Origin of the sequence: Solidesulfovibrio sp. DCME (assembly GCF_049995385.1) — a bacterium.
GTDB lineage: Bacteria > Desulfobacterota > Desulfovibrionia > Desulfovibrionales > Desulfovibrionaceae > Solidesulfovibrio.
The window spans coordinates 4174757-4186817 of the sequence record NZ_CP188261.1; the positions used below are offsets into that span (position 1 = coordinate 4174757).

The following is a 12061-nucleotide window of genomic DNA, read 5'->3' on the forward strand; positions in this document are numbered from 1 at the left end:
GGCGCCCGGGCCGGGCCCGGCGGTGCCTGGCCGCCGTCGGCGCCCTCCGGGCCCGCCGCCAAAACCGCCGGCCCGGCCCCAAACCGTCCCAAGGAGCGAACGTGCACACAGCGGCGATCCTGGCCAATCCGGCCTCGGGCAAGGACATCCGGCGGCTGGTGGCCCACGGCAGCGTCTTCGACAACCAGGAGAAGGTCCGCCTGACGCGCCGGCTCCTTTTGGGCCTGGAGGCGGCCGGGGTCGGGCGCGTGCTCTACATGCCCGACGCCTACGGCATCGTGCCCCGGGCCCTGGAGGCCATCGCCCCGGCCCTGGAGTGCACGCCCATCGAAATGCCCCTGACCAACAGCCAGCAGGACACCATCGTCGCGGCCGGCATCGCCGAGGCCCTGGGCGCCGGGGTCATGGTGGCCCTGGGCGGCGACGGCACCAGCCGGGCCGCCTGCAAGGGCTCCATAATAACCCCCATCCTGCCCCTGTCCACGGGCACCAACAACGTCTTCCCGGTCATGGTCGAGGCCACCGTGGCCGGCCTGGCCGCCGGCATCGTGGCCACGGGCCGCTTCCCCCTGGAGGCGACCTGCCACCGGGCGACCATGCTCGAAGTGCTCCTTGACGACGCCCCGGTCGACATCGCCCTGGTGGACGTGGCCGTCTACGACGACGTCTTCACGGCCTCGCGGGCGGTCTGGGACCTGGACAAGGTGCCCCGGCTATTCCTGTCGCGCTGCCGGGCCGACGCCATCGGCCTGTCGGCCATCGGCGGCCAGCTGGCCCACATCGAACCCGACGAGCCGCGCGGCCTGGCCCTGGAATTGGCCCCGGACGGCCAAACCACGGTCACGGCCGCCATCGCCCCGGGCCGCTTCGCCCGGGTGGGCGTCCGGGCCGCCCGGGACATGCTGCCCGGCCAGGCCCAGCCCGTCTCCCTGGCCCCGTGCCTGCTGGCCGTGGACGGCGAACGCGAGGTGTCGGTTGCGCGCGGCGTGCGCGCCGCCGTGCGCCTGACCACTTCCGGCCCCTTTGTCGTGGACGTCCGCCGGGTCATGGAACTGGCCCGCCGGGCCGGCCTGTTCGTTTCCGGCCAACCCGCCTGAACCCCGCAAGGAGAACCCCATGGACACCATCCTCAAGGCCGCCTTCATCTTCATCGCCCCCGAGGCCGATCCGGCCGTCCACCGGGCCTGGGCCCGCACGCCCAAGGTCCACCTGCTTACCGTCGGCGTGGCCAACTACGCCCAGGCCGAGGCCCTGGCCAAGGAACTCGTGGACAACGAGGGCATCGCCGCCATCGAACTGTGCGGCGGCTTCGGCAACGCCGGCACGGCCCGCATCGCCGCCGCCGTGCCGGTGCCGGTGGGCGTGGTGCGCTTCGACATCCATCCCGGGCTCGGCAACGTCAGCGGCGACGCCCTGTTCTAACGGCGCGCCTTCGCAAAGGATTCCCATGGTTTTCACACCCAATGCGAGCCTGCGCGCCGTCCTGGACGGCCAGCTCGAGGCCATGGCCGCCGCCGAGGACCTGTCCCCGGACAGCGTCGCGGCGGCCGTGGCCGCCGGCACCATGACCGTGCTGGCCAACCCCGGCCACGCCGGCGTGCGCCCGACGCTCATCGGCCAGCCGGCCGCCATCAAGGTCAACGCCAACATCGGCACCTCGCCCTTCCTGGACGATGCGGCCCTGGAGCGCGGGAAGCTGCGCATCTGCGAAACGGCCGGCGCGGACACGGTCATGGACCTGTCCACGGCCGGCGACCTGGACGCCATCCGCCGGGGCATGCTGGACGCCACTGTCCTGCCGCTTGGCACCGTGCCGGTCTACGCCGTGGCCAACCGCTACATCGCCGCCGAGGCCGACCCGGCCGGCATGACCGAGGACGAGATCCTGTCCGAGATCGAAAAGCAGGCCGCCCAGGGCGTGGACTTCATGACCGTGCACTGCGGCGTGACGGCCCGGGCCGTGGACCTGTCCCGGGAAGAGGAGCGCCTAACGGGCATCGTCTCCCGGGGCGGCGCCATCCTGGCCCGCTGGATGCGCCGCAACGGCCGGGAAAACCCCTTTTACGCCCGCTTCGACGACATCCTGGACATCGCCCGGGCGCGCAACGTGGTCTTAAGCCTCGGCGACGGCCTGCGGCCCGGGGCCGGGGCCGACGCCGGCGACGCCGCCCAGTGGGAGGAGGTCATCGAGCTGGGCCGGCTGGCCCGCCGGGCCAGGGCCCGGGGAGTGCAGGTCATGATCGAAGGCCCGGGCCATGTGCCGCTTAACCTCGTCGCCGCCCACATCCAGTGCATCAAGCGCCTGACGGCCAACGCGCCGCTCTACGTCCTGGGGCCGCTGACCACGGACTGCGCCCCGGGCTACGACCACATCGGCGCGGCCATCGGCGGCGCCCTGGCCGGGACCTTCGGCGCGGACTTCCTGTGCTACGTCACCCCGGCCGAGCACCTGACGCTGCCCTGCGCCGACGACGTGCGCCAGGGCATCATGGCCTCGCGCATCGCCGCCCAGGCCGCCGAGACCGCCCGGGGCCGGGAGCGGGCCGTTTCCCGAAACCGCGACATGTCCCGGGCGCGCAAGGCCCTGGACTGGGAGGCCATGGCCGCGCTGGCCATCGACCCGGCCCTGGTGCGGGAACGCCGCCGGCAGTTCAGCCATCAAAAGGAATGCGCCATGTGCGGCAAGTTCTGCGCCGTGCGCATGCAGGACGGGCTGTGAGGGCCCGCCCCGCTTTCGGCCCGGGTCGCGGCCGGGGATGGCCCGGCGGGTGTTCGCTTGCCGAACACTGTCGCGAAGGCGAACAGCCGCCGCGCCCCCGACCGGGCACGGCCGCCCGCCCCCAGGGCCGGTCGGCCATGGATCGCCAGGAAAAACGCCGCGCCCGAGGCCTGGCATGTCCCTTGCTATTTATGCTGCGGACCTGGCCGACGGATCGCCTGCAGGACAGCGGGCGACAGGGAAACAGCGGCGGTCCGCGTCAAGCAACATATCCGGTCCTCCCAGGCATAAGGCAATAAACCTCAATACCAAGGAGCATTCACGATGGCTATTGACGGAAAAGTCGCACTGGTCACCGGTTCCGCCCAGGGCATCGGTCGCGGCATTGCATTGCGCCTGGCCGCCGACGGCGCGAATATCGCCCTCGTCGACCTCAAGGAAGACAAGTTGGCCGCCGTGGCCAAGGAAATCGAAGGCCTCGGCCGCAAGGCCACCGTCTTTGCCGCCGACGTCTCCGACCGGGGGCAGGTCTACGCCGCCATCGACCACGCCGAGGCGACGCTCGGCGGCTTCGACATCATGGTCAACAACGCCGGCATCGCCCAGGTCAAGGCCCTGGCCGACGTCACGCCCGAGGAAGTCGAACGGATCTTCCAGATCAACGTCTTCGGCGTGCTCTGGGGCATCCAGGCCGCCGCCGCCAAGCTCCTGGCCAGAAAGCAGAAAGGCAAGATCATCAGCGCCTCGTCCATCGCCGGCCACGACGGCTTCGCGCTCATTGGCGCCTACTCGGCCACGAAATTCGCCGTGCGCGGCCTGACCCAGGCCGCCGCCCGCGAGTACGCCGCCGCCGGCATCACGGTCAACGCCTACTGCCCGGGCGTGGTGGACACCGACATGTGGGACGGCATCGACAAGGGCTTCCAGAAAGTCACCGGCGCCGCGCCCAAGGAAACCTATCACAAGTACTGCGCCGGCATCGCCCTGGGCCGGCCCGAAACCCCGGCCGACGTGGCCGCCCTGGTGTCGTACCTCGCCGGGCCGGATTCCGACTACATGACCGGCCAGGCCGTGCTCATCGACGGCGGCATGGTCTACCGCTGAGGCCGGATCGCGAGCGCACGAGCCCGCGTCCTGCCCCGGCCCCACGGCCGGTCGGCCCAGGGCCACGCCCCCCGGCCAGGCAGGGCGCGGGCAACAAAGGATCGAATGCCGGCCACAACCCGGACACATCAAGCACGCGGAGGAACAAGGCAGTGAGCGTAACGGTTGCGATGCCGAAACTGGGCCTGACCATGAAGACCGGCAAGGTCTCGAAGTGGCTCAAGGCCGAGGGGGACGCGGTCACAAAGGGCGAGGCCCTCTTCGAGGTCGAGACGGACAAGATCACCAACACCGTGGAGGCCCCCGAGGACGGCATCCTCTACCAGATCGTCGTGCCGGCCGGCGCCACGGTGCCGGTGGGGCTGGTGCTCGGGGTCATCGCCTCGCCGGGGGAAACCCCCGAGCGCCTCGAAGCCGGCCAGGCCGGCGAGGCCCCGGCCGGCGGCGGGGCCAAGGCGGCCAAGGCGACAACGACGGCCACGGCCGCCCCCCCGGCCGCGCCCAAGGAAATCATCGCCTCCCCGGCCGCCAAGCGCCTGGCCCGGGAACTGGGCGTCGACCTGGCCGCCGTGGCCGGGACCGGCCCCGGCGGGCGCATCAAGGAAGAGGACGTCGCCGCCCACCACGAGGCCGCCTCGAAACTCCCGAAAATCACCCCCCTGGCCGCGGTCATCGCCGCCAAGGCCGGCCTCGACATCCGCACCGTCACCGGCACGGGCGAGCGCGGCAAGATCACCCGCGAGGACGTGGAACGGGCGCTCCATCCCGAAGCGGCCGCGGCGGACGGGGCTACGGCAGTCCCGGACGCGACGGCGGGCGTGACCGTGGTGCCCATGACCGGCCTGCGCCGGGCCATCGCCGACAACATGGCGGCCAGCCTGGCCCAGGCGGCCCAGTTGACGCTCATTACGGAAGTCGACGCCACCGAAAGCCTGGCCTTCCTGGCCACCGTGCGGGCCATGCACAAGAAGGATCCGTCGTTCAAGGTCTCTTTGAATGACATCCTGATCCTGGCCACCTCCCGGGCGCTGACGCGCTTCCCGATGATGAACGCGACCCAGGTCGGGGACGACATCCATATCCACGCCGACGTCAACATGGGCGTGGCCGTGGCCATTGAGGGCGGGCTCATCGTGCCGGTGCTGCGCGCCGCCCACAAGAAAAGCCTGACCACGATCGCCCGCGAGGCCCGGGAAATCGCCGGCAAAGCCCGCACCGGGGCGCTTAGCGCCGACGACCTGGCCGGCGGCACCTTCACCATCTCCAACATGGGCCGCTCGCCGGTGGATTTTTTCACCCCCATCCTCAAGCCCACCGAGACGGGCATCCTGGGCGTGGGCCGGGTGGTGGAAAAGCCGGTGGTCCGCCAGGGCGCGATCGTTATCCGCTCCATGATGGGCCTGAGCCTCACCTTCGACCACCGGGTCATCGACGGCGCCCCGGCCGGGGAATTCCTGAAGCTGTTGTGCCAGTACGTGGAGCAGCCCTCGCTCATTTTGTTCTAAGCCAGCTTCCCCGCCAAGGCCGGGGAGAAAACCTACGAGGTGACAGGCATGTATGACGTGATTGTGATCGGCGGCGGCTCGGGCGGCTACGCGGGGGCCATCAGGGCCGCGCAACTGGGCGGCAAGGTCGCGCTTATCGAAGGCGGCCAGATGGGCGGCACCTGCGTCAACCGGGGCTGCATCCCGAGCAAGATCTGGCTGCACGCCGCCGCCATCCTGGACCAGACCCGCAAGGCCGGCGAATTCGGCATCAAGGCCTCGGTCGATGCCCTCGACCTGACCGCCATCACGGACCGCAAAAACGGCGTGTCGAGCGACATCCGCATGGGCATGGAAGCCCTGCTGCAAAATAACGGCGTGGACGTCATCCGCGGCCGGGGCACGCTGCAAAGCGGCACCGAAGTCCTGGTCGACGGCCAGGTCGTTGCCGGCAAAAACATCATCATCGCCACGGGCAGCTCCCTGGCCGTGCCCGACGTGCCGGGCCTGGCGCAAGCGGCCTGGACCAGCGACGAACTCCTGGAAGCCACGGCCATCCCGGCCTCGGTCCTGGTCACCGACCCGGGCTACATCGGCGTGGAGCTGGCCTACCTGCTGGCCGTCTTTGGAGCCAAGGTCACCATCGCCGTGCCCTCGCCCCGCATCCTGCCGGCCGAGGACCAGGACACAAGCCAGCGCATCGCCCAGTCCCTGCGCGAACGCGGCGTCACGATCCTCACCCGCCAGGCCCTGGCCTCGGTTACCCCGGCCGGCGACGGCTTTGCCTGCCTGCTTTCCGCCAACGGCAAGGAGCAGACCGTGGAAGTGGCCAAGGTGCTCGTCTCCACGCGCAAGCCCAACGTCGAGGGCCTGGGCCTCGAGGCTTTGGGCATCAAACGCCAGGACGACGGCGGCATCGCCGTGGACGAGCGCCTGCGCACCTCCGTACCCACGGTCTACGCCATCGGCGACGCCACCGGCGGGCGCATGCTCAGCCACGGCGCCTCGTCCATGGCCGTGTGCGCCGCCGAGAACTGCCTGGGCCAGGGCGGCAAGTACGCCGCCCACCTGGTGACCCGGGCCCTGTGGACCGTGCCGCAGATGGGCGCGGTGGGCCTGACCGAGGAAGAGGCCGAGAAGCGGGGCTTCAATGTCGAGGTCGGCGGCTTCCCCTATTCCATCAACGGCTACGCCATGCTGCGCGGCGAGGTGGACGGGGCGGTCAAAATCGTCACCGACGCCGACACCGGCGAGATCCTCGGCGCGCACATCGTCGGCGGCGCGGCCACCGAAACCATCGGCGAGGCGGTGCTGGCCATGCAGCTCGAATGTACCGTGGCCGAGCTGGCCCGCGGCATCCGCGTCCACCCGGCCTTCTGCGAGACCGTGGTCGACGCCGCCCGGGACGCCGCCGGCTGGGCCCTGTACCTGCCCAAACGTTCGTGACGGACCCCACGAACCGCCCGGGCACCCCGGAAACCGGTGGAGGCCTCGACCTCCAGGGCCTCCACGGTTTCCGCCTGAAACAAACCAACGCCCGCCGCGCCCCGATCGGCCGCGCGGGGCGCGGCCGGCCGCCGCAAGGACCGAAGCATGCCCGAACGCGCAACCGCGAGAGCCGATGACGCCGCCGAGGCCCCAAGCCTCGAGGTGCTGCGACCCGGCCTTGTCCCCTACGACGAGGCCCTGGCCCTCCAGCGGCGGCTTTTGGCCGAACGCATCGCCGACCAGGCGCCGGACCGGCTCCTGCTCCTGGAGCATCCGCCGGTCATCACCCTGGGCACGGCCGGCGGCGAGGACGACGTCGTGGCCGATGCGGCCCGGCTTGACCGGGAAGGCGTGGCCGTTTGCCGCACGGAACGCGGCGGCCGGGCCACCTTCCACGGCCCGGGCCAGCTCGTGGCCTACCCCATCCTCAAGCTGCGCGAAAAGGACCTGCACGCCTACCTGCGGCGCATGCTCGACGTGGCGGCGGCGGTGCTGGCCGCCTACGGCCTTTCGGCCGAGCTCGGCCTGCGCGGCCCGGGGGTGTGGGTCGGCGGGGCCAAGGTCGCGAGCATCGGCCTGGCCGTGCGCAAATGGGTGACCTTCCACGGCCTGGCGCTGAACGTGAATACGGACCTCGGCTGGTTTTCGCGCATCAACCCCTGCGGCTACGCCGGGGAACGCATGACCTCGCTGCGGGAGCTGCTGGGCCGCGAGCTGGACATGGACGAGGTCGCGGCGCACTACCTGCGGGAATTTCGCGCGGCCTTCGGCTACCCGGACCCGCACATGCGCCCGGCCGCCCGGCCGGGCTGGCTGCGGGTTCCGGCCCCCGATCCGGCCCCGGCCGGCCGCATGGAGGCCCTGCTTGCCGACTTGCGCCTTGGCACGGTCTGCCAGGAGGCCAACTGCCCCAACCTCGGCGAATGCTTCAACCGGGGCACGGCCACCTTCCTGATCCTGGGCACGGTCTGCACGCGCGGCTGCCGCTACTGCGCCGTGGAAAAGGGCCTGCCCCGGCCGTGCGACCCCGGCGAGCCCGAGCGCGTGGCCCGGGCCGTGGCCGCTCTTGGCCTGCGCCACGCCGTGGTCACCTCGGTCACCCGCGACGACCTGCCCGACGGCGGGGCCGGCCACTTCGCCCGCACCATCGCCGCCATCCGGGCCCGCTGCCCGGACACCAGCGTGGAAGTGCTCGTGCCCGATTTCGCCGGCAGCCCGCAAGCCCTGGACACGGTCCGCCAGGCCCGTCCCGATGTGTTCAACCACAACATCGAGACCGTGCGCCGCCTGTTTCCCACGGTGCGCCCCAAGGCGGACTACGCCCTGTCCCTGGCCATCCTGGGCCGGGCGGTCGCCGCCGGGCTCGCCGTCAAATCCGGGCTCATGCTCGGGCTTGGCGAAACGGACGCCGAGATCGCCGCGACCCTCGGCGACCTGCGCGCCGCCGGCTGCCGCCAGCTGACCCTGGGCCAATACCTCGCCCCGACCCCCGCCCACGCCCCCGTCGACCGCTACGTCACGCCGGCCGCCTTCGCCGCCTGGGCGGACGCGGCCCGGGCCATGGGCTTCGACAACGTCGCGGCCGGGCCGCTGGTGCGCAGTTCCTACCGGGCCGAGGCCATGCTGCGGCCTCGGCCGACGGCAACCGACCGGGCGCGGGTCGCCTGACAACCCGGCGGCGCGGCAACGCCAGCCCGCCGTCACAAAAGGATCGGACGCATGCACGTCGACGACACGATTTCCCCCCGCCGGGCAGCCAGAGCCACCAGCCGGCGTGCCGGGCCGCTCCTGGCCGGCCTGGCCTGTCTGGCCGCCCTGTGCGCCTGGCTTTGGCCGGGCACGGCCCGGGCTTCCTGGCTGATCGACCAGGCCCGCTTCCATGCCTCGGCCCACGGGAGCCTGGGCTGCGCCGGCTGCCATGGCGACATCGCCCCGGGCGCCGGCCATCCCGACCCGGCCGACGTCACCAAGCCCCTGGCCGCCTTCTTCAAGGCCGACCAGTGCCTGGGCTGCCACGCCGACGTCGGCGGCGATCTGGAAAAGGGCGTCCACGCCGGCAAGCCCCTGGCCCCCGGCCAAGACTACGGCCTATGCCTGGGCTGCCACGACCCGCACACGCAACCGGCTTCCAAGCTCCCGGCCGGCTTCGACCCGGCCAAGCCCGTGACGGCCCAGTGCGGCGCCTGCCACGAGGCGCGCCCGTCCCTGCCGGCCCCGGCCAAGGAAGACGCGGCCTGTCTTTCCTGCCACCGGCTGACCGCCCCGGGCGAGCCCGGCCGCCGCGAGGCCACGGACAAGCTGTGCCTGGCCTGCCACGGCGTCACCGGGCCCCAGGTCGCGGCCAGCCTGCCGGCGATGCCCACCATGGACAGGGCCACACTGGCCGCCGCCACGCACAAGACGTTGTCGTGCCTGGACTGCCACGCCGACGGCGCCCGCTTCCCCCACGACCGGCAGCAACGCGCCGCCTGCGCCACCTGCCACGCCCGCCACGACGAGAAGACGATCCACGACGCCCACCAAAGCGTCACCTGCGAGGCCTGCCACCTCTCCGGGACGACGCCCGTCAAGGACGCGGCCACGGGAACGATCGTCGCCAGGCTGGGCAAGGCCGCCCCGGGGCAGCTGGCCGTGCACGCCATGACCCTGCCCGCCGGTGATGCTTCCTGCCGCCGCTGCCACGTCCCGGGCAACGCCCTGGGCGCGGCGGCCATGGTCCTGCCGGCCAAGGGCGTCATCTGCCTGCCCTGCCACGCCGCCACCTTCTCCGTGGCCGATGCCACGAACCAGGTGTCGCTGCTGGTCTTCCTGGCCGGCATGGCCGTTTTGGCCGTGTCCTGGTTCTCGGGCGCGGGGCTTGGCTCCCGGCCCGAAACCGGACACGGCGGGGACAGCCCCGGGGCCGGCCACGGCGGCCACGGCGCCCGCCCCATCGACTGGGCGCGGGTCGGCGACACGATCCTTTACGACATCTTCCTGCAACGCCGGCTCTACCGACAATCGCGATCGCGCTGGGCCATCCACGCGCTGATCTTCTACCCCTTCGTGCTGCGCTTCCTGTGGGGCCTGGCCGGCCTGCTCGGGTCGCTCTGGGCTCCCCGGGCCGAGTGGCCGTGGATGCTCCTGGACAAGAACAACCCCGTGGGCGCCCTGGTGTTCGACGCAAGCGGCCTGGCCCTTTTGGCCGGCCTTACCCTGGCTGCCCTGTCCTGGCGGCGCCGCCGGGACGGCGAGGCGCCGGTGACCGGCCTGCCCGGCCGCGACTGGCCGGCCCTGGTTCTGCTTGGCGCCCTGGTGCTCGTCGGCTTCGTGCTGGAAGGGATGCGCATCGCCATGACCGGCTGGCCGGCCGGCTCGGGCTGGGCCTTCCTGGGCTACGCCCTGTCCCGGGCCTTTGCCGCCGACCCGGCCGGCCTGACCGCAATCTACGGCTCCCTCTGGTACGCCCACGCCATCCTGACCGGGCTGGTGGTGGCCTATCTGCCCGCCAGCCAGCTGCGCCACGCCCTGACCGCGCCCCTGGCCCTGCTGGCGCGGGCTCTCGGCAAGGAACAATAAACGACGCGCCCGCGCGCCGCCCTGTGGCGGCAGCGGGCGCGAAACCGACAACCGCAAGGCCACGCGCCGCCAAGGAGGCCGCTTATGGACATCGCCGGCTACAACATGCCCGAGGAACTCTACTACGACACCTACCACTTCTGGACCCGCGTCGACGGCGACACCCTGGTCATGGGCATGGACGACTTCGCCGAGAAGCTGGCCGGCCAGATCGTGTTCGTGCAGTTGCCCTTCGAGGGCAAGGCCGTGGTGGCCGGCAAGAAGTTCGCCAAGATCGAATCCGGCAAGTGGCTGGGCACGGTCTACGGCCCGGTGGACGGCGAGATCGTCGGCGTCAACCAGGAGCTGGAGTCCAATCCGGCCCTGATCAACCAGGACTGCTACGGCGCCGGCTGGATGTACCGGATTCGGCCCAAGGACCCGGGGCAACTCAGTCGCCTCATCCACGGCGGCCGGGACGTCCTCGAACCCTGGCTGGCCGAAGACATCAAGAAATTCAAGCAGGACTAGCATGAGCCAGACAGCCTTTCCCCTTGCCCGGCGCCTGGACATGGCGGCTTGCGCCTCCTGCCGGCTGTGCGTCGACGTCTGTCCGGCCGTGGCCGCGACGCGGGACGGCTCCCTGTCGGCCCTTGGGCGCATGAAGGGCCTTACGGACCTGCTGCGGCGCCGGGGCGGCCTGTGGCGCAAGCTCTTGCGCCTGCCCGAGCCGACGCCCGAGGAGATCAAGGCCTTTGGCGCCTCGGTCTTTCGCTGCTCGCTGTGCGGCAGTTGCCAGGAGGTCTGCCCCCTGGGCATCGAGCTCAAGGAGCTGTGGCTGTCGCTGCGGGAAGAACTCGTGCGCACGGGCAACAACCCAAAAAAAATCGAGATGATCCGCGACAACCTCGAAGAAAGCCACAACGTCTTCGCCGAGGACAACGCCGAACGGGCCGACTGGGTCGACGACATGCGCGACCCGCCGGACGACGGTTTCCAAAAGGACACGGCCGAAGTGGTCTTTTTCACGGGCTGCGTGGGGGCCTATTTCCCCCTGGCCCAGAAGATCCCCGTGGCCTTGTGCGAGATCTTCCAGGCAAGCAGCGTGGATTTCACGTTGCTTGGGGCCGACGAATGGTGCTGCGGCTTTCCGCTGGTCGGCGCCGGGCTGGGGGAGGGGCTGCCGGAATTTATCGCCCACAACGTGGCGGCCGTGGCAGCCAAGGGCGCACGCCAAGTCGTCTTCACCTGCCCGTCCTGCTACCAGATCTGGCGCGAGGCCTATCCCCAGCGCTTCGAGCTCTTCCACGCCTCGCAGTTTCTCACCGACCTGGTGGCCGCCGGCAAGGTGCCGCTTGCCCCCTTGGACATGACCGTGACCTATCACGACCCCTGCGACCTGGGGCGCGGGGCGCGGGTTTTCGACGCCCCGCGCGCCGTCCTTCGGGCCATCCCGGGCCTGACCCTGGTGGAGATGGGCCACAACCGCGAGCACTGCCTGTGCTGCGGCGGCGGCGGCAACCTGGAGATGCTCGACGCCGAGCTGTCCTCGGCCATGGCCAAACGCAAGGTCGAGGAGGCCGTGGCCACGGGGGCGCAAGCCGTGGTCACCACCTGCCAGCAATGCGTGCGCACCATGACCACCTATGCCCGGCGCAACAAGGTGGCCATCGAGGTACTGGACCTGACCCAGCTGGTGCGGCGGGCCCTGGCCGGCTAGCCCGCGGGC

The 12061-nt window shown here is 71.3% G+C and carries 10 protein-coding genes; all 10 read left to right on the forward strand.

Annotated elements, in window-relative coordinates; translation table 11 throughout:
- The first annotated feature begins 101 nt into the window (after window positions 1–101).
- The 10 genes from ACP59X_RS18450 (at window position 102) to ACP59X_RS18495 (ending at window position 12052) form a co-directional block, all read left to right on the forward strand.
- Window positions 102–1097, forward strand: coding sequence for an NAD(+)/NADH kinase (locus ACP59X_RS18450; protein ID WP_428561224.1), 996 nt, complete (start codon window positions 102–104; stop codon window positions 1095–1097).
- 19 nt (window positions 1098–1116) lie between these two features.
- Window positions 1117–1422, forward strand: a complete 306-nt coding sequence (locus ACP59X_RS18455) for a DUF6506 family protein (RefSeq protein WP_428561226.1) — start codon at window positions 1117–1119, stop codon at window positions 1420–1422.
- A 25-nt stretch (window positions 1423–1447) separates the two neighbouring features.
- A complete protein-coding gene (thiC, locus tag ACP59X_RS18460) occupies window positions 1448–2719 on the forward strand; it encodes a phosphomethylpyrimidine synthase ThiC (protein WP_428561229.1) in 1272 nt (423 codons plus the stop codon).
- Between the two features lie 324 nt (window positions 2720–3043).
- A complete protein-coding gene (locus ACP59X_RS18465) occupies window positions 3044–3823 on the forward strand; it encodes an acetoin reductase (protein WP_428561231.1) in 780 nt (259 codons plus the stop codon).
- Window positions 3824–3975: 152 nt separating this feature from the next.
- On the forward strand, window positions 3976–5328 hold the full coding sequence (locus tag ACP59X_RS18470) for a dihydrolipoamide acetyltransferase family protein (protein WP_428561233.1): 1353 nt from the start codon (window positions 3976–3978) through the stop codon (window positions 5326–5328).
- Between the two features lie 48 nt (window positions 5329–5376).
- The gene (lpdA, locus tag ACP59X_RS18475) at window positions 5377–6753 is read left to right on the forward strand and encodes a dihydrolipoyl dehydrogenase (RefSeq protein WP_428561236.1); all 1377 of its coding nucleotides are present in this window, start codon (window positions 5377–5379) and stop codon (window positions 6751–6753) included.
- Window positions 6754–6900: 147 nt separating this feature from the next.
- Complete coding sequence (lipA, locus tag ACP59X_RS18480; protein ID WP_428561239.1) at window positions 6901–8463, forward strand: lipoyl synthase; 1563 nt, start codon at window positions 6901–6903, stop codon at window positions 8461–8463.
- Between the two features lie 51 nt (window positions 8464–8514).
- Entirely contained in the window at window positions 8515–10353 is a 1839-nt protein-coding gene (locus tag ACP59X_RS18485) for a cytochrome c3 family protein (RefSeq protein ID WP_428561242.1), read from the forward strand.
- 84 nt (window positions 10354–10437) lie between these two features.
- Window positions 10438–10863 carry a glycine cleavage system protein H gene (locus ACP59X_RS18490; protein ID WP_428561244.1) on the forward strand — a complete coding sequence of 142 codons (426 nt, stop codon included), beginning with the start codon at window positions 10438–10440 and terminating at the stop codon, window positions 10861–10863.
- 1 nt (window position 10864) lies between these two features.
- Window positions 10865–12052, forward strand: coding sequence for a (Fe-S)-binding protein (locus tag ACP59X_RS18495; protein ID WP_428561246.1), 1188 nt, complete (start codon window positions 10865–10867; stop codon window positions 12050–12052).
- Window positions 12053–12061 lie beyond the last annotated feature (9 nt).